Annotated in this window: 14 protein-coding genes; 5 read left to right on the top strand and 9 right to left on the bottom strand. The window is 68.0% G+C overall.

What is annotated here, in order from left to right; translation table 11 throughout:
- The first annotated feature begins 14 nt into the window (after positions 1-14).
- The 4 genes from AB0F68_RS30505 to AB0F68_RS30520 all read left to right on the top strand — a co-directional run bounded on the left by AB0F68_RS30505 (position 15) and on the right by AB0F68_RS30520 (position 2,402).
- Positions 15-761, top strand: coding sequence for an ABC transporter permease (locus tag AB0F68_RS30505; RefSeq protein WP_357344483.1), 747 nt, complete (start codon positions 15-17; stop codon positions 759-761).
- 50 nt (positions 762-811) lie between these two features.
- Positions 812-1,240 (top strand): hypothetical protein, encoded by a 429-nt coding sequence (locus AB0F68_RS30510; RefSeq protein WP_357344485.1) that lies wholly within the window; start codon positions 812-814, stop codon positions 1,238-1,240.
- Positions 1,241-1,298: 58 nt separating this feature from the next.
- Complete coding sequence (locus AB0F68_RS30515) at positions 1,299-1,760, top strand: SAM-dependent methyltransferase (RefSeq protein ID WP_357344487.1); 462 nt, start codon at positions 1,299-1,301, stop codon at positions 1,758-1,760.
- A gap of 216 nt (positions 1,761-1,976) precedes the next feature.
- Entirely contained in the window at positions 1,977-2,402 is a 426-nt protein-coding gene (locus tag AB0F68_RS30520) for a hypothetical protein (RefSeq protein ID WP_357344489.1), read from the top strand.
- 141 nt (positions 2,403-2,543) lie between these two features.
- On the opposite strand, the gene AB0F68_RS30525 is transcribed toward AB0F68_RS30520, so the two are convergent.
- The 9 genes from AB0F68_RS30525 to AB0F68_RS30565 all read right to left on the bottom strand — a co-directional run bounded on the left by AB0F68_RS30525 (position 2,544) and on the right by AB0F68_RS30565 (position 16,855).
- Positions 2,544-4,043, bottom strand: coding sequence for a hypothetical protein (locus AB0F68_RS30525; protein WP_357344491.1), 1,500 nt, complete (start codon positions 4,041-4,043; stop codon positions 2,544-2,546).
- Positions 4,044-4,299: 256 nt separating this feature from the next.
- On the bottom strand, positions 4,300-7,911 hold the full coding sequence (locus tag AB0F68_RS30530) for an alpha-glucuronidase family glycosyl hydrolase (protein WP_357344493.1): 3,612 nt from the start codon (positions 7,909-7,911) through the stop codon (positions 4,300-4,302).
- A 27-nt stretch (positions 7,912-7,938) separates the two neighbouring features.
- Positions 7,939-11,628 (bottom strand): alpha-glucuronidase family glycosyl hydrolase, encoded by a 3,690-nt coding sequence (locus AB0F68_RS30535; RefSeq protein ID WP_357344495.1) that lies wholly within the window; start codon positions 11,626-11,628, stop codon positions 7,939-7,941.
- 204 nt (positions 11,629-11,832) lie between these two features.
- The gene (locus AB0F68_RS30540) at positions 11,833-12,627 is read right to left on the bottom strand and encodes a substrate-binding domain-containing protein (RefSeq protein ID WP_357344497.1); all 795 of its coding nucleotides are present in this window, start codon (positions 12,625-12,627) and stop codon (positions 11,833-11,835) included.
- Positions 12,628-13,330: 703 nt separating this feature from the next.
- The gene (locus AB0F68_RS30545) at positions 13,331-14,242 is read right to left on the bottom strand and encodes an NADP-dependent oxidoreductase (RefSeq protein ID WP_357344499.1); all 912 of its coding nucleotides are present in this window, start codon (positions 14,240-14,242) and stop codon (positions 13,331-13,333) included.
- A gap of 44 nt (positions 14,243-14,286) precedes the next feature.
- Entirely contained in the window at positions 14,287-14,667 is a 381-nt protein-coding gene (locus AB0F68_RS30550) for an MmcQ/YjbR family DNA-binding protein (RefSeq protein ID WP_357344501.1), read from the bottom strand.
- 45 nt (positions 14,668-14,712) lie between these two features.
- A complete protein-coding gene (locus AB0F68_RS30555; protein ID WP_357344502.1) occupies positions 14,713-15,360 on the bottom strand; it encodes a nitroreductase family protein in 648 nt (215 codons plus the stop codon).
- Between the two features lie 61 nt (positions 15,361-15,421).
- Complete coding sequence (locus AB0F68_RS30560) at positions 15,422-16,213, bottom strand: isocitrate lyase/phosphoenolpyruvate mutase family protein (RefSeq protein WP_357344504.1); 792 nt, start codon at positions 16,211-16,213, stop codon at positions 15,422-15,424.
- 108 nt (positions 16,214-16,321) lie between these two features.
- Positions 16,322-16,855 carry a carboxymuconolactone decarboxylase family protein gene (locus AB0F68_RS30565; protein WP_357344506.1) on the bottom strand — a complete coding sequence of 178 codons (534 nt, stop codon included), beginning with the start codon at positions 16,853-16,855 and terminating at the stop codon, positions 16,322-16,324.
- A 135-nt stretch (positions 16,856-16,990) separates the two neighbouring features.
- Here AB0F68_RS30565 and AB0F68_RS30570 point away from each other — a divergent pair, with 135 nt between their 5' ends.
- Positions 16,991-17,626, top strand: a complete 636-nt coding sequence (locus AB0F68_RS30570) for a TetR family transcriptional regulator C-terminal domain-containing protein (RefSeq protein WP_357344508.1) — start codon at positions 16,991-16,993, stop codon at positions 17,624-17,626.
- Positions 17,627-17,636 lie beyond the last annotated feature (10 nt).

The following is a 17,636-nucleotide window of genomic DNA, read 5'->3' on the forward strand; positions in this document are numbered from 1 at the left end:
CGCGCGCTAGTCCGGTGTCGGCGTCCCTGACGTTCGCCTGGCGGGCCCTGCTGAAGATCAAGCACGTCCCGGAACAGCTCGCCGACGCGATCATGATCCCGGTGCTGTTCACCGTCATGTTCACGTACCTGTTCGGCGGCGCAATGGTCGGCTCGACCCGCGAGTACCTTCAGTTCCTCCTCCCAGGCACCATGGTCTTCGCGGTCCTGCTCATCACCGTCTACGCGGGAGTCAACCTCAAAACCGACATCACCACCGGCGTCGTCGACCGCTTCCGATCCATGCCGATCTGGCGGCCGGCCCTCATCGTCGGCGGCCTGATCAGCGACGCCGGACGCAACCTCCTGGCCGCGGGACTCGTCCTCGCCCTCGGACTCGTCATGGGCTTCCGGCCCGAGGGCGGTGTCGTCGGGGTCCTGCTGGCGGTCGCGCTCGTCCTCGCGTTCGCCTTTGGCCTGTCCTGGGTCTGGGCGACGCTCGGGCTGGTCCTTCGGACGCCGAGCGCCATTTCGGCGGTGAGCTTCCTCGTGCAGTTCCCGCTCACCTTCGCCAGCAACGTGTTCGTCGACCCCCAGACCATGCCCGGATGGCTGCGAACGTTCGTCGAGGCCAACCCGGTCAGCCTGCTCGTCGACGCTGCCAGAGGCCTGATGCAGGGCACCGCCGAACCTACACAGATCGGTGGCGTGCTCCTCGCTGCGGTCCTACTCGTGGCGATCTTCGGCCCGTTGACCATGCGCCTGTACCGCACCCGGACATGACACCCGACCGTCGCCCATCCCGACGGACACCCGCAGGAGGAACGCGCCCCATGCTGACACGCCTTCACCTGGCCGCGGCCGCGACAGCCGTCACCGCGACCGCGCTGCTCGTCCTCACGGCGATCATCACGACACTCCTCGACGCACACCGGAGCGCCGACGTCCGGCAGGCTGTGCTGTGGGGACAACTCGTCCTCGTCCCAGCCCTGGTCATCACCGGGGCGACCGGATTCCGCATGGCCGGAACCTCGGCCGACGCCAGGATCGGGGCCAAGAAACGCCGGATGTCGTTGATCGCCGGTATCGGGCTGCTGCTGCTGGCTCCCGCCGCCTTCGCCCTGCACCGGTTCGCATCACGCGGCGACTTCGGTGGCCCGTACTCCGTCGTCCAGACAGTCGAGGTGCTCGCCGCCGTGACGAGCCTCGCCCTGATGGCAGGCAACATCCGCGACGGTCTACGGCTCACCGGACGCCGCTGACCGCTCCACAACCACCGGCCGCCCACACGGCCGCTCTTCTAGAAGGGCAGGGCAGACGATGCAATTCGTGGTGCAGCCAATCGGAACCGTTCGCAACAGCCGCCCGGACATCGCCGTGACCGATCATTGGGGAGCGGTGACCAGCACCATCACGGTAGACCCACGGTTCGGCGAAGACTGTCTGCTCGGCCTGGCCGACTTCTCCCACGTCGACGTCTTCTTCGTCTTCGACCGGGCCACGGAACGGCCCCACTACCGGCCCCGCCCGTCACGCGGCCGAAAGGACCTGCCGGCTGTCGGCGTCTTCGCCGACCGCGGGCCCCACCGCCCCAACCGCATCGGCATGACCACCTGCAGGATCACGTCCGTGAACAGCCGGGTACTCGAGGTGCTCGGCCTCGACGCCGCGACCGGCACGCCCGTCATCGACCTGAAACCGACGATGATCGAGTTTCAACCCACCGCCGTCCGGCAACCGGCATGGGTCACGCGCCTCATGGCCGAGTACTTCCTGCTCTGAACAAGATCAACCAGCGACTGAGGTGAGTCGTCGATGTCCTATCCACCGCCGCGGTCCGTTTGGGCGGCGGCCGGAGTACGAGCCAGTTGGTGGGGTATAAGCGCCCGAGCATGGTTGGTGCTCCCATGGTGATCGGACGTCGGCGAACTGACGTGGACGCGTCGGCACCTGACTGGACTTGCGCCTCCTGGCGGGCAACTCAGTCCGTCGACCCCGATGAAGGCATTGCCGGACCTGCTGGAATCGATCGGGATGCCCGCGAACCGAGAGCGACAGGGTGGCCTCTTCCGGTCGACCGCGGGCTTTCTGTTGTGGCGGGTGGTGGTAGGTCAGTCGGAGTCCAAGTTGCCGGTAAACCTCTGCGCGGTCGGCTGGGTCGGCCTCGCGCAAGGCGACGGCGATGTCGCCGAGTTGCTGGACGAGTTGCGTGATCTGCTCACGGCTCATCCTCGGGGCAAGCCTCGGTTTGGGCTCCTTGAGTACAGCGAGGGCGCGGCGACGACCGGCCTCGACCTCGGCGATCCATCCCGTGATGATCTTGGGATCGGCGCCGGCTTCCAGTGCTGCCAGGTGACGGGCGAGCTTGGTGTCACAGTCGGTGATTGCGCGCGGGCCAGCACGCGGGCTCTGTCGTCTGGCTGAGACTCGTCTTGGCTGTCCGCCATCGCGGCGATGGTGTCGTGGATTCGGTGGGGGCGAAGGCGGAGGCGAGGACCGCGTCGAGCGGTGGCACGAGGTCTTGTTCGCGTAGGTAGACGTTTCGGGGGTGGTCGATCTTGTTGGCTAGGGCGTACTCCTGGGCGTAGCGGCACCGGTAGTACGCCTCGCCGTTGGACCGCTGGCCCTGCATCCGAGGTCGGACCACGGGGGCTCCGTGCCGTACCCGGTGGCGATCCGCGGCTCGTCGTCCCAGAGCCCCGGGACGACGCCGGCCTCGAACGCCCAGGCGAAGCGCCGGTAGTACTCGTCGTGGACCACCTGGATGTATTGCCTGATCGCCTCCTCGTCGAACAGGTTCAGGTACCCGTCGCCGCCGAAGTCTGTGCGGGGATGGTGGAGGTAGTACTCGATCTGGTAGTCGCCCTTCGGGACGCTCCACGGCGTCCCCTCGCGGAAGCGGTCGGTGAGGTCGATGAGTCCGCCCAGGTCCGGCTCGCCGTCGCGCAGCGGCAGCGCGGCCACGCCGACGACGTTGTCGGCCGGCACCGGTGTGGCGGAATCGCTCAGCGCGGACTCCGAGTCAAAGGTCTGCGAATGGAGGATCGTGCCGTCCGGCGCGGTCACGCGCAGGTTGTCGAAGGTGGCCGACTCGTGCTGCGTGGTCGCTTCCCGGAAGCCGATGGTGCCGTGCGCGTAGGTTGCGTCGGTCGTCTCGTCGACGACGGTGCCGTCGATCGAGGTGACGATGTGGCCACTCTCGACGCGCGTCTCGACGTGGTACGACCGGCCGCTGACCACGTTGAACGGCAGCGGGAGCACCCGGGTCGAGGCGTACGCCCCGTTCTTGTAGATGATCTTCGTGAGGTTTCCCCCCGCAGCGCCCGCGTGGGGGTAGTTGCCGAGCAGATAGATGTAGCCGTTCGCGGCGTCCTGCGCCCGATAGACCCAGCCGGTCTGCGCGTAGTTGTGGCCGCCCAGCGATGCCGTCTGCAGTGGCTGCGTGTCGAAGGAGAGCGTGTAGTCGGTCCAGTCGCTCCCGCCGCCCAGGAGCGTGACGTAGCCACCGTCGGCCTTCAGGCGGCCGTCGGATACGCTGAGCGAGGCGGGGATCAGCCCGGGAAACCGCCCGCGGACGTCGAACGATCCCGGTCCTGAGGCATTGAGCTCGCTCCGCGCAACGCTCTGCGCGCGCAGCTCTGGATGGCGTTCATAGACGCGGTCGCCGACCGTACCGCCGTTCACCACCCAGCCTGCGGCGCGGCCGCTCGGGAAGCTGCGGTCGTTGTACAGCCACACCTTCATGCCCGTCCGTTGCGCCTCGCGCAGGGCATGCCCGACCATTGCGAACCAGCCCTCGCTGAAGAAGGCGGGTTTCAGGGACGCGGTCGCATCGGGGAATATCACGGCCTCGCTGATGCCCTCGCTGCGCATGTCGGTCAGCTGGCGGTCGACGAGGTCCTCGGTGATGGTCCCGTTCCAGAACCAGAGCATCGTGGGCCTGCTGTCGCCGGGCGGATTCTCGAAGCGGGCCGCCGACAGGGCGGCTCCCGCTTCGGGGTCCGTTTGCTGCCTCCCCTCCTGCGCCGGCTGCTCGCTGCCGGCGAGTGCCTGCAGGGGGGACATGGCCACGAGGACCAGCGCCGTGATGACGCCCAGGATTTTCGACGAAGGCCTGCGCCGATGAGTGAAACGCTTACTTTTGTCTGGACCGGCACGCCGACCCCTCCTCATGATCGAGTTACGCGCAACGGTTATCGGATGCTCCACCACGGTGGACGATGGCGCGACGGGCAACCACGCCGCGCTGCACCTCTGAATCGTTTCAACTTCACCTGCCATGTGAAGGTCGGTTCGAGCATCAATACGGGTCACGGGTCACTCACTCGTACGCTTCGAGCTCAATGATCCTGCTGTATCCGTGGTCGTTGGTGTCGTGGACGACGATCCGCAGCGCATTCGCCGTCGTTGCTGGGAACGTCGACTCGACGACGCCCGCGGTGTTGCCCCGCACTTCCGCCGCCGTCTGCCACCCACCCGCAACCTGCAGCTGAACGTCGTAGTCGCGCAGGCCCCAGCTGGCCGCCGGGTACTGCCGACTGTCCAGGGTGAAGACCTTCACCCGCCCGAGCCGCACCGGGCGCTCCCAGCTGGCGGTGAGCGAGTCGGGGAACACGCCGGGCGTACCGTCGTTCCATCCGCCGGCACCGTTGTTCCACTGCTCGGAGTCGGTGTTCCCGTTGCTCGCCATCGCCGGCGAGGAATTCGTGTGCGTGCTCGACCCGGACATCGTCGCCACCCGCCCCCAGTTGTCGGTCGCCATCAGGGACACGGTCAGGGACTCGCCGCCCACCTCGAAGGTCAGCGTGCCGTCCGGCGTGCCGCGATCCCGCATGACCGTCAACGGGACCTCGAGCGAGCCGCCGGCGGGCACGGTCCAATGCTCGGACTCCACCGTCACCCGGTAACCCTTGCTGGCGCTCACCGCCAGCCGTACGACCGAGTCGGCGTCGGTGGTGTTCTGCAGGGTGAACACCACCGGGGCCGGCTCCTCGGGCAGCGTGAGCACCTCGTTGGCAGAGGCATCCGCCACCACGACCGGTGGCAGGACCGACGCGGGATCCACCATGGCGAGCGCGTTCAGGTGCCAGTACTCGCCGGGGATGCCGGACAGGCGAAGGTCCACCGTCCTGCCGGACGGCCCGCCGTCGAGCGTGAAGGCCAACCACTGGAACTCGTTGCCCGCGAGCACCCGGCTGCGGGCCAGCTCGACCCCGTCGACGCCAACGATGGTGGGCCGCGAGCCGACGACGTCGCCGACGAGGAGATATGTGGGGTACGAGCCCGGCGGGACGGCGATGCGCAGGGTGCGGGCGGGGACGTCGGCGCAGAAGTCGCGCCGCAACGCGTCGAGGGCCGATCCGCGGTCGCGCTGCTGCGGTGGGGTGCCCACCCAGCCGAAGCCGCGCTGCGCGTCCCAGGCGGTCTCCGGGCTCACCCGAGCGTAGCCGGGCAGCAGGGGGCTAGACGTGGACCCGGCGTCGAGGGCGCGTACGCACCGCCGGCCTACCGGCGCCACGACCAGGGACGTGTTCGTACCTCCGAGGACGGGCAGACCACCCGCCTGCACGTCGGCGCTGACGGAGACGATCGCTCCGACCGTAGGTGGAATGACCGGCAGGTCGACCACCTCGAACTGTCGGGACTCGGTCGCCCTGGTCGCCGCCTTGGCTGTCCAGCCGTCGGGGGTGTTCACCCGCGCCGTGACCTCGAGCGGGCCCGGCGACGCGTTGCCTATCTCCACCGGCAGGCGGTTGGGCCACCCGCCCAGGACCAGCCCCGCGCCCGGATGGGCGAGCTTGACCTGCACCCACGAGCGGCGTTCGTCGAGCACCCGGCTCAGCCCGAAGAAGTAGGCGACGATGGTGTCCCGCCACAGCGTCGCATGGCCGATCTGCGCGTCGAAACGCTCCGCGACCTCCGCGTGGCGCCGACTGTCCACCCATTGTCCGACGTTGTCCCACCTCCGGCGTTCGGCATCGGCTGCTGCGAGCCCTTCGAAGTGGGTGTCGTAGATGTGCTGGATCACCGTCTTGCCCGAGTGCAGCCGATGGGTGTACGCCACGCGGTGCATGAACAGCAGCAACTCGTCGGGCACCGACTCGAGCGACTCGTAGATCTGCTTCCACGGCTCGTGGTAGAGGCCGGTGAACCCGGTGCCGGTCGCGACCGTCCGGTCAAAGCCCACGGAGGCGCCGTCGGCGATCTGCGCGCTCGCCGGTTCCGGATCGTAATGGTCGCCGTTGCCGTCGACGAGGTTCCCGACGCCCAGCGGCGACGTGTAGTCCTCGAACGTCGCCCACGAGCCGAGCAGCATCGCGGTCAGCGGCTTGACCATCTGCGGGTGCGAGCCGAACGTCATCCGGACCCACTCGTCGGTGATCTGTTCAGCGGAGAGGCCGGGGTCCCAGGCGAGGCGCCCATAGCCGTACGCGTTTGCGCCCGCGAGGTGATGGCCGGTCCAGTTCCGGTCGCCGCCGAAGTTGGAGACGCCGGCCAGTCCGCCGTGGACCGACCCGAAGGCCGACCCGTCCACGACGCGCGCCACGGTCGTCCCCGCCCCCTTGGCGTGCGAGTCGAAGGCCAGAGCGCTCTTCCACCAAGGCACGAGGTAGCACAGGTGGGTGGCGTGGCCGGTGTGCTCCTGGGTGACCTGCAGTTCGAGAGCCATGCTGGTGCGGGGCATGGCCCCGAAGAGCGGGTGCACGGGCTCGCGGACGTGAAAGTCGACGGGGCCGTACTTCGCCTGAACTACGACGTTGTCGGCGAAGGCGCCATCCAGCGGCACGAAGGTCCGGTACGCGTCGGTGGAGACGTCCCCGTCGCTATTGTCGTACACGAACGCCCGCCAGATGACCAGGCCGCCGTGCGGTGCCACGGCTTCGGCTATCAGGTTGGCGCCGTCCGCGTGCGTGCGGCCGTACTCGGCCGGGCCCGGCTGCCCCTCGGAGTTCGCCTTCACGAGGAAACCGCCGAAGTCCGGGATCTTCCCGTACACCTCCGCTGCCTTGTCGCGCCACCAGACCTTGACGCGGGGGTCGAGCGGGTCGGCGGTTGGCAGCCGGTCGAGGACCATCGGGCTGGCGAAGTTGGCCGAGAGCATCAGGGTGACGCCCCAGGGCCGCAGCGCGTCGGCCACGGCGGCCACCTCGTCCAGCATTTTCGCCGTCAGGAACTGCGGGTTCGCGTTGACGTTGTTGACCACCGTCCGGTTGATTCCCAGCGACGCCAGATACCGCGCATAGTCGCCGACCAGCGGTGACAGGCCGGGCACCGACCACTGGAAGATCGAGCCGCCGGAATACCCGCGCTCGACGGTGTCGTTGATGTTGTCCCAGTGATTGAGCAGCCGCATCGGGTTCGCCGGCCGGTCCCGGACGTCCAGCCGTTCGACCGGCTGCTCGGTCTGCAGCAGCCGCAGAAGGTGGAAGGCGCCGTAGAGCACCCCGCGGTCTCCCGCGCTCGCCACCACCACGAGGTCCCTGCCGCCGCCGCGCACCCGACGGAGCACGAAGCCCTCCGGACCGAGCTCGTCAAGTTCGGCGGCGGCGAGTAGATCGCGGACCAGGGCGGAGCTGCTCGGGGTGCCCAGCACCACGGCACCCCGCTCGGACGGCTGGGCCGCGGTCGGGACGTCGCGGTCCAGCAGCCCGCCGAGGCCCCGCGTTAGCTCCGCCGCCGCGGATTGCAGCACCGGCGATTCGCCCTGGCGTACGACGTGCGTGAACGCCCGCGTGTATTCCGTACGTCGGCCGGGGTTTCCCACCGGGCGGTACCGCAACCACAGCTCGTGCCCGTCCTCGGCCGGATCGAGCTGGGGCGATTGCGTCGTCGGCTGGGCTTGCGCCGCCAGCGCCTGCGGAGGCAGCAGCCATGCGCCGGCCACCGCTCCGGCGCCTGCCGTCAACAGCCGTCGTCTGGTCAGTCCCGACATCGTCTCTCCTCGATTCGGTCGTCCTCGTCACTCGGCCGGCTGCAGGACGAGCGCCACCAGCCGCCAGTAGCCGTCCCGCTGGGCACCGACCAGCTCCAGGTCGGCGGTCCGGCCGTCCGCGGCGCCGTCCAGGGAGAACGTGAACCAGCGGAACTGCCCCTGCGGGATGATCTCCGGGCCGGAGGAGCCGAGATCCTGGGAGTTCTCGCGGATCGTCGTCGTTCCCGAGGGCGCGAACGCATCGCCCGTCAGCACGTGCACGTGGTGCACGCCGGGCGGCACCGCGACCCGTAGCACGTACGAGGCATCCCGTCCCAGCGTGAAGTCCCGCCGGAGATCGTCGAGGAGATTGCGGTCGCGGAAATCGGGCCTCCGGCCGACCCAGCCGTACCCACGGGCCGGGTCCCAGGCGTCGTCGGGTGCCAGGCGCTTGTACGTGGCCAGCACGGGGCTCGCCGAACTGCCGGCGTCCAGCGCGAGTGGTACCGCGTCGCCGGGTGGCACCGCGACCACGGACAGGGACCGCTCGCCGTCTCCTACCTCTGCCTCAGCCGTCACCCGGACGCGTACGGTCGCGATCGTGGGGACCAGTGGCGGCGTGACCTTGACCCGCACGGTCTCCTCCGTGCCGGCGGGTAGCACATAGGACAGCGGCTCACTCACCCAGCCATCCGGCACGTCGACCTCGATCGTGACCGGAACGGGGTCGTTGCCGGTGTTGGCCACCGAAACGGAAACCTCTGCTGGCCGGCCACCCAGCCAGGCCAAGTCGGCCTCGACGTCGGTCAGCACGGCCGGGGGCAGGACCGAGGTGGGATCGACGATGACGAGCGCGCACAGATGCCAGAACTGGTCGGGAACGCTGTCGAACGTCAGGTCGACCGTGCGACCGCTCGCGCCGCCGTCGAGTGAGAACCGGACCCAGGCAAATGACCCGCCGGAAAGTTGCGGGCTCTCGGCCACCCGCAGTCCGTCGGCGGCGATGAAGGTCGGGTAGGAGTCCGGCCCGCCGTCCCCGACGAGGACCGCGACGTCGTGCCGCCCGGCCGGGATCGCGATCCTGAGCGTACGGGCCGGGTAGTCGCCGCAGAAGTCGCGCCGCAGCGCGTCCCACGCTCCTCCCCGGTCACGATCCTGGGGAGCGCCCCCGACCCAGCCGAACCCACGCTTCGGATCCCACGCGGTTGCCGACGTCAGCCGCTGGTAGTCGGGGACAAGCGGGCTGCTGGACGAGCCGGCGTCGAGCGCGAGCAGGCATCGTCTGGCCGCCGGAGTCACCACGAAGAGCTTGCCCGTGCTGCCGAGCGTTTCCAGCGCGGTGGGCTCGACGGCGAGGTCCAGGGTGAGGAGGTCCGGGGTGACGGGCGGCTGCACCGGCAGCTTCAGCGTCGCGAACTCGGTGGACGGGATGACCCGTTCGCCGGGCGAGGCTTTCCAATCGTCGCCCGGGACCACCACGGTCGAGCGGACGGTGAGGTCCTGGCTGGTCGCGTTGCCGATCTCGACGGGCAACCGGTTGGGCCACCCGCCGAAGATCACGGCCGACGCTCCGCTGAGATCCGCCTGGAGCCAGGCGCGGCGCTCGTCGAGGATTCTGCTGTAGTTGAAGAAGAACGCCACAACGGTGTCGCGCCAGAGCTGCGCATGTGCCGTCTGATCGTCGAACGTCGTCCTTACGTCGGCGTGTCGCTGCGGATCGACGTAGGGGGCGATCCGCAGCCAGGTTTCCCGCTGCTTGAGGGCTCGGCGGAAACCGTCGAAGTGACTGTCGTAGATGTGCTGAATCACGGTCCTGCCGGACTGCAGCTTGTGCGTGTACGGCACCTTGTGCATGAAGAGCAGGAGTTCGTCCGGGACGGAGGCCAGCGACTCATAGGTGTCGGCCCAGTGCTTGTGGTAGAGGGCGGTGTAACCGGTGCCGGTCGCCGCCGTCCGGTCGAAGCCGGTGCCGGTCGCGTCGGTGTAGTGGGACAGGTTGAGCGTCGACCGGGGGTCCGGATCGAAGTGCGCGCCCAGCGGGTAGGTGAGATAACCCATGCCCAGCGGCGACGTGTAGTCCTCGTACGTGCGCCACGACCCGAGCAGCATGTCGGTGAGAGCCGCGACCAGGGGCGCGTACGTCCCGAAGGTCATCCGCACCCACTCCCGCGCGATCTCCTTCGCGTCGAGCCGCGGGTTCCAGGCGAGTCGGGCGTAGCCGTGGGTATTGGCGGCCCCCAGCTGATAGCCGGTCCAGTCGCGGTCGTCACCGAAGTTCACCACTCCGGCGAAGCCGACGTTCGTCTGGCCGTATGCGCTGCCGTCGACGATCCGGGCCACGGTGCTGCCGGGTCCCTGCATGCGGGTGTCGAAGTCGAGGATCTCCTTCCACTGCGGAACCAGGTAACACAGATGAGTAGCGTGGCCCGTGTACTCCTGGGTGATCTGCAGCTCGATCATCTGGTTCGTCTTCGGCAGCGCACCGAACAGCGGATTCACCGGTTCTCGGACCTGGAAGTCGATCGGCCCGTTCTTGGTCTGGACCGCGACGTTGTCGGCGAAGTCCCCGTCTAGCGGTGCGAAGACCCGATGTTGGTACTCGGCCCAGTCGCCGAACCCCTCGTGGACGAACGACCGCCAAATGATGATGCCGCCGTGTGGCGCAACGAGGTCGGCGAGCATGTTGGCACCTTCGGCGTGGGTGCGTCCGTAATCCAGCGGGCCGGGTTGACCTTCGGAGTTGGCCTTGACCAGGAACCCGCCGAAGTCGGGTATCGCGTCGTAGATCTCGGCCACCTTGGCCCGCCACCATGCCTGGACGCGCGCGTCGGCGGGGTCGGCGGTCCTGATCGGGTCAGCGTCGTCCGCGGTGAAGATGATGGGGCTCGCGTAGTTGGCGGAGAGGTAGAAGGTGATGCCCCACTCGCGGAGCAGCCCGGCCAGGGCTGCCAGGCCCGGAAGGCGGTTCGAGGCCAGGAACCCGGCGTCGGCGTTGACGTTGTTGACCACCGTGCCGTTGATCCCGACCGAGGCGAGCGCTCGCGCGTAGTCGGTGTAGCGCGGATCCAGCGTCGGGAGCCCGTCCCAGTTGAAGACCGAGCTGCCGGCGTACCCGCGCTCGACCGACCGGTTCAGGTTGTCCCAGTGGTTGATCAGGCGTAGCGGGCTCGCAGGGCAATCCCGCACGTCCAGCCGGCCGATTGGCTGCTCGTTCTGAAGCAGCCGCAAGAGGTGGAAGCCTCCGTACAGAACGCCACGCTCGCCGGCGCTGGCCACGACGGTGACACCCTCGCCGCCCAGGCCGATGCGCCGCAGCACATATCCCTCGGGGCCCAGCTCGGCCAGCTCATCGGCGGGTATCGCGGACCGGATCAGCGGCGAGCTCTCCGGCGTACCCAGTACGACGGCCCCCGACCGGGTTGGTGCCGAAGCTGCCGGGACGCTCCGGGCCAGCAGCCCCGTCAGGCCGCGAACCAGCTCCGATTCCGCAGCTCGCAGTATCGCTGTGTCGCCCTGGCGGACGATCTGAGTGAACGCCCGCTCGTACTCGAGTCGGCGTTCACGATGAGCGACGGGCTGATACCGCAGCCATAACCGATAGCCGTCCTCGAGTGGCAGCTGGTCCGCGGCGGGGCTGGCATGGGCGGGTTTCGTCTGCGCCTCCGCGGCCAACAGGTAGGCGCTCAGGACGCCCCCGCCGCCGGCCTTCAACAGCGCCCGACGCGATATGCCCGGCATGCGGTCCTCCTTCAGCAGGTGCTGGCAGGGGAGAGGAAGAGCTACTGCATGCGGTCTGAAACCGTTTGCAATGGTTAGACCACACCAGACGCGTGGCAGAGGGTCAATGCGTTTCGTAGCTGAAACTTGTTGCAGTCGTCGTCAATACGCCGTGGCGCGGGCGGCCGGATAGCGCACGTGGCCGATGCCACCGCCCCTGGGCCGTCAGGCGGGGGGCAGGATGGCAGCCGCGCCCTCGGGGCTGGACAGGCGCCGCCGCGGCCGCCGGCCGATCGTCCGGTCGCTCGAATCCCGTACGACCAGCTCCGGATCGAAGACAACCTGCCGGTGCTGGTGGCTGCTGTCCTCGGTTGCCTCCTCGATGAGCAGCTCCGCGGCGGTCCGTCCGAGCAGATGCCGGGGCTGGCGAACCGAGGTGAGTGGCACTGCGGCGGCGGCGGCGAAGTCGATGTCGTCGTAGCCGACGATCGCCACGTCGTGCGGAACCCGCACGCCGCGGCGGGTCATCTCCTGAAGCGCGCCGAGAGCGAGCAGGTCGTTGGCGCAGAACACCGCGGTCGGTCTGGGCATCGCCGCGGCGAGGTGGGCGGCGGCGTCCCGGCCGGCGGCGACGTTGAGGGCGTTGGTCTCGACGACGTGAAGCTCGCCCGGGTCCCGGCCGGCGGCCCGCATCGCTTGGAGGGCGCCCTGTTGCCGCTCCTGTACCTGACGGATGGTGAAGGGTCCGCCGACGAACGCGAGGTGCTCGTGCCCCTGCGCGAGCAGTTGTCGCAACGCGAGTTCGCCGCCGAGGACGTCGTTGACGGCGACGGAGCATTGCGTGTCGTCGGTCGCCCGGCGGTCGAGCAGCACGATGGGGGTGCCGCGCTCGCGTAGATGCTCCAACCGGTGGTTGGTCGTGGTCACCGGGGTGATCAGGATTCCCTGCACCCGCGCCTCGACGTTGGCCAGCTCTTCGCCGACGAACGGAAGCGCTTTGAACTTCCACCGCCTGAGCATGAGGACAGCGACCCCTGAGTGACCTCTCGCCTGAAGGTGGCGCGGAGCATGTGCGGCCCGAGCGACACAGGCGCAAGATGGCGGCGGCACTCGCGTGAGGGGTTAGGCGTCTTCAGTCAGCTCAAGATCACCGGAAGCTGCCGGAGGGCGAGCGGGTTCGGGTGGCGTAATGCCGTCAGCATCGGCGCGATCAAGCGCGCCCACCTGTCCACCGACCCGATCAAGGACTACGTCTCATGTGGTGCGCACGGCTCCGGACTCGACGGCTACTCCGCCAAGTGCGCGGTCGCCGGGCTGGCGCGACGAGCCCTGCGTGGCGTATCCACTGCGTCGGCGAGGTCCAACGGCAGGGCCTCGGCAAGATCGGCCCGCTACGCCACGCCGGACAAACCAACATCGCCAAAGCCCTACGCCACAACGCCCGAAATCACCGCAGACCTCTGCCACTCCTCGGCATCACGTGACCAAACCGAGAAATCCCTACCTTGATCTTGCGGAGGCCCTGAAGGTGCGACCGCACCTGGACTATATGCATGATTCCGTCGAGACTTTCCAGGTCGGCCAGCACGTGTAGCCCGGTGATGCGGTCGCCGTCGATGGTCAGGGGCAGGGAGAAGGGCGGTGTGTCACGAAGGCGCTGGCCTCACATGACGCATGAACACCATCATTTCGGACGATCTGCAACGTCCTTCTACCGCGGACGTCAGAACTCGAGGACGTACTTGACCCCACCAGAGCGGCCGCCCGCGACCTGGTCCGCGATCGCGGCGCCGTCCTTGATTGGTGTCGTCTGGACGTCAAGTCTCAGTTCGCCGGAGGCGGCGAGTGCCGCGAGTTCGCCGAGTGCACGTCCGTCGGGCTGCACGTAGAGGTTCGAGGTGGTGATTCCGCGAATCGGGTCGGGTGCGTCCGAGGTGATGGAGGTGAGGCGGCCTCCGTCGGTGAGCAGTCCGATCGCGTCCTCGGCGGTGCCTGTCGCGGCGATGAGGACGGCGTCGAATCGGCGATCGCTCTTCTGCGCCCAACCGTCAGTGTGGGTGTCGATGACCTCGCTGGCGCCGAGGGCGCGGAGCTGATCGGCGCGGGCCGGCCCGGCACCGGCGACGATGTCGGCGCCCCGGAGGCGGGCGAGTTGCACGGCCAGTGACGCGGTGGGGCCGGAGGCTCCGACGACGAGCAGGCGGGTGGTGGCGTCGACGTGGAGCTCGTCGAGGGCCTGCTGGGCGGTGAGCCCGGCGACCGGGAGTGCCGCCGCAATCTCCGGAGCCAGGTTCTCGGGCAGTCGTGCGACGTGCGCGGAACGGACTAGGACGCGCTCTGCCCAGGTGCCACTGCCGCCTGGCAGGGGCGCCTCGTGGACCAGCACGAGGTCTCCCGTGCGGAATTCGGTCTCGTCCGGGCCGGTCGCGATGACGCGGCCGACGGCTTCGACGCCCAGAGCTGCGGGCGGAACGAGGCCGACGTCCCATCCGCCCGTGTGAAGCAGGGCATCCCACGGCCCGATCCCTGCCGCGACCACCTCCAGGACGAGCTCGCCCGCGTCAGGCTGGCGGGGGTTCGGAAGGTCGAGGATCTCCAGAGCGCCGTTGGCGGCTCGAACACCGAGTCCGATCATGATTTGTCCTTCTGTGTTGATTCTGTTCGTGCGTGTTTGGGGTTTCAGGCGGCCGGCTTCGTGCCCGGGTCCACGGGCCGCTTGGATTTCGGGAGTTTGTCGACCACGAGCCGGTAGGAGTCGGTGACGAGTTCCTTCACCAGGTTCTCGTCGAGGCTGGACCCACCTGCTGCCGTGATCCAGTGCTTCTTGTCCATGTGGTAGCCGGTCGTGATCTCTGCGTACTGCTCGCGCAGCCCAACGGCCTCGTCCGGATCGGCCTTCAGGATCACGACGGGGTGTCCCGGCATGTCGGTCATGAGCATGAAGACCTTGCCGCCCACCTTGTACAGCTCCCAATTCGGGCCGACACGGTGCTCGAACGTCACGTCCGGCAGCTCTGTCGCGTACTCGTTCGCGACCTTCTGGAGCTCCTGTCCGTCCATAGCTGATCAACTCCTCTAGCGATCGGTTCGCCCGGGCCGGGCCGCTCAGGCGAAGGTGAACAGACGCTCGGGCTCGAACCGCGACACCGGAGTCTTGTACTGCTTCGCCTCGTCGGGGTAGCCGAGCGCGAGCAGCACGGTGGTGGTGTATCCGGTCGCGCGGATGTTGAAGGCCTTGTCCACGCTGATCGGGTCGAAGCCTTCGAGCGGCATGGCCTCGACGCCGAGCTCGGCGGCTGCCATCATCGTCAGACCCATCACCATGTAAGTCTGCTTCTCCATCCAGTGGTAGGTGTCCTTGTAGCTGTATTTGCGCAGGCTCACGAAGTCACGGGTCATCGATTCCCACCGCTCCTGCTTGGCCTCATCTGCGAACCGGCCGTCGGCGCGCTCCTTGGCGAACACCGCTTCGAGGTGGTGCTCGGTCACATCGGCCCGAGTGGTGAGGATGATGGTGTGCGAGGCGTTGAGGATCTTCTCGGCGTTGTCCTGGAACCGCTCGCCGAGGTTGGCCGCCAGCCGCTCCTTGCCCTCCTGAGTAGACACGACGTAGAAGTGATTCGGCTGGATGTTCGTCGACGTGGGAGCCGAGCGCAGGAACCTCAGCAGCTGCTGAAGAGTCTCATCCGGGATCGTCTTGCTGCCGTCGAAATACCGGCTGAGGTGCTTGCTCATGAGCTTGTCGAGATCCATGTCATCGTGCTTTCTGTGCGTGATGAGTTGAGGGGTTGTAGATGGTGAAAGTCGGATACGGCTAGGGTTTGCGGGCGAGGAGTTCGCCCACCCGGTCGAAGCTGATGCCTGTCGTGGCCGAGGCGATGTCGCCGGCCTTGAGCGCCGCAGCCGCCTGTTCGAGAGCACCCATCGCATGCGTGTAGAGCGCAGGGCCCAGGCTGATGCGCTTGACCCCCGCCTTCTGCAGTTCAGAGACGGTCAGCACCTGGTCCGCCGGTGAGATGAGAACGTTCACGGGTGTCGGCGCGACGGCGGTGACGATCGCGACCAGGGACTCGAGGTCGGGCGGGAACGGTGCGTAGAGCACGTCGGCGCCGACCTCGGCGAAGGCCGTCAGCCGTCGGATGGTGTCATCGAGGTCAGGCCGCCCCTGGATGAAGTTGTCGGTGCGAGCGGTGACGACGATGCGTCGCTTCGCCGCGACGACCGCACTGCGAACCCGGCCTACCGCGTCGTCGAAGTCGCGGATCGGGTCATCGGGATTCCCGGTGGTGTCCTCGATCCCGATGCCGGCCAGCGCGTGCGCGACGGCACTGTCCACAGTCACGGCGACGTCCTCGGCGGTGACGCCGTAGCCGTCCTCGAAGTCACCGTTGACGGGCAACCCCGTGAGCCGGCCGAGCAGCTGTGCGTGGTCGAGATGCTCGTCGCGGGTGATGCTGTGGCGTCCGTCGATGCGGCCGAGCGCGGCCGCCAGGGCCGCCGACGACGTGCCGATGGCCTCGAAGCCGGCATCCGCCAGGATCAATGCCGACACGCCATCCCAGGCGTTCGGCATGACGAGGCCCCCTTCTCGGGTGTGCAGTGCCATGAACTTCTCATAGAGCTCAGAGCCGGACATGTCGTTCCTCTCCAGTGCGGTTGATCAGGGCGAGGGTTCGACCGATCAGGTCCCTGTTCTCGCGAGTTTGGTAAGCGCTCATGCCAGGTCGGGGGCCGGGATGTCGACGTCGGTCAGGTTGACGTTGTTGAGGTAGTTGGTCAGCAGTGCCCGGACGACCAGCGTGACGATCGCCAAGATCTCCGGATCGGTGTACCCGGCACCCTGGACGGCCGCGAGGTCCGCATCACTGACCCGTCCGCGCGTCTCGATCACCCGCTGGGCGAAGCGAGCCACCGCAGCCCGCTTCGGATCGACCGAGCTTCCCGCCCGCGCCAGCTCGATGTCCTCCACGGACATGCCGCCCTTCAGGGACCCGGCCGTGTGCAGCGCCAGGCAGTAGTCGCAGCCATCGGCTTCGGACACGGCCAGCGCGATCGTGTGGCGCGTCCTCGCGTCCAGGAGCCTGCTCGCCTTCATCTGCACCGTCATGACGAGATCGAGGACGGTCGGGTTCGACGCGAGCATGGTGAACATGTTCGGTACGAAGCCGAACTGCGCTCCGACCTGGTCAAGCGTGCCCCGCACGTCGGCGGAGGGCTCCTCGGCAGGAAGAACGTTCAGGCGTGACATGGGAAATCCGCTCCGGTCCATGTGAGTGGTGTCGGTAACCGACCTCGGTCAAGTTTTGGGCTGCGTAGCCCACTCCCTAGATACAACACTACACATGACTGGGCTGTCAAGCCCACTTTTGATAAGGTGTGAAGCATGAAGTCCACGACGGCAGCGCCAGAGCCTCGCCAGCTCACCGAGAAGGGGCAGGCGACGCGTGCCCGGATACTGGAGCACGCCGCCGCGCTCATCTACGCCGAGGGCGTCCACGCCACGAACAACGACAAGCTCCGGCGCGCCGCCCGCGTCAGCGGGTCGCAGATCAACCACTACTTCCCGACCAAGGAGAGCCTCGTCCTGGCGGTGATCGAATGGCAGGCTGAACGCGTCCTCGGGCTCCATCACAGCGAACAGTTCGATGGCTTCGAGAGCCTCGAGGGGTTTCGGAAGTGGGCAGCGTTCTATATCGGGTATGAACGCGCCTACCACGAAGGCTGCAGCCTCGGGTCGCTCGCCAGCGAGATCATCAAGACCGACCTCGACGTTCACGATGAGCTTGCGGATGCGTTCGCCCAGTGGCGAGAGATCTTCCGCGACGCGCTCCTCCGCCTGCAGCGGCAGGGCCGTCTGAGCAACGAGGCCGACCCCGAGCAGCTCGCGAGCCTGCTCCTCGCCGCGTTCCAGGGCGGCATGCTCCTCGCACAAGTCGCCCGGGACATCTCCCCCCTCAGGGACGCCCTGGAAGCCGCTCTCGACTACATCGAGACCTTCGCGATCCCACACGACACATAGGCAGTTGGAA

This window comes from Micromonospora sp. NPDC023966 (assembly GCF_040639095.1).
In the GTDB taxonomy this organism is placed as follows: domain Bacteria; phylum Actinomycetota; class Actinomycetes; order Mycobacteriales; family Micromonosporaceae; genus Micromonospora.

Coding starts and splice junctions, on each gene's coding strand:
- AB0F68_RS30515 (WP_357344487.1), top strand. CDS start 1,299: ATGCAATTCGTGGTGCAGCCAATCGGAACCGTTCGCAACAGCCGCCCG.
- AB0F68_RS30555 (WP_357344502.1), bottom strand. CDS start 15,360: ATGGATCTCGACAAGCTCATGAGCAAGCACCTCAGCCGGTATTTCGAC.
- AB0F68_RS30510 (WP_357344485.1), top strand. CDS start 812: ATGCTGACACGCCTTCACCTGGCCGCGGCCGCGACAGCCGTCACCGCG.
- AB0F68_RS30525 (WP_357344491.1), bottom strand. CDS start 4,043: ATGTCCCCCCTGCAGGCACTCGCCGGCAGCGAGCAGCCGGCGCAGGAG.
- AB0F68_RS30550 (WP_357344501.1), bottom strand. CDS start 14,667: ATGGACGGACAGGAGCTCCAGAAGGTCGCGAACGAGTACGCGACAGAG.
- AB0F68_RS30565 (WP_357344506.1), bottom strand. CDS start 16,855: ATGTCACGCCTGAACGTTCTTCCTGCCGAGGAGCCCTCCGCCGACGTG.
- AB0F68_RS30570 (WP_357344508.1), top strand. CDS start 16,991: ATGAAGTCCACGACGGCAGCGCCAGAGCCTCGCCAGCTCACCGAGAAG.
- AB0F68_RS30535 (WP_357344495.1), bottom strand. CDS start 11,628: ATGCCGGGCATATCGCGTCGGGCGCTGTTGAAGGCCGGCGGCGGGGGC.
- AB0F68_RS30530 (WP_357344493.1), bottom strand. CDS start 7,911: ATGTCGGGACTGACCAGACGACGGCTGTTGACGGCAGGCGCCGGAGCG.
- AB0F68_RS30520 (WP_357344489.1), top strand. CDS start 1,977: ATGAAGGCATTGCCGGACCTGCTGGAATCGATCGGGATGCCCGCGAAC.
- AB0F68_RS30560 (WP_357344504.1), bottom strand. CDS start 16,213: ATGGCACTGCACACCCGAGAAGGGGGCCTCGTCATGCCGAACGCCTGG.
- AB0F68_RS30540 (WP_357344497.1), bottom strand. CDS start 12,627: ATGCTCAGGCGGTGGAAGTTCAAAGCGCTTCCGTTCGTCGGCGAAGAG.
- AB0F68_RS30545 (WP_357344499.1), bottom strand. CDS start 14,242: ATGATCGGACTCGGTGTTCGAGCCGCCAACGGCGCTCTGGAGATCCTC.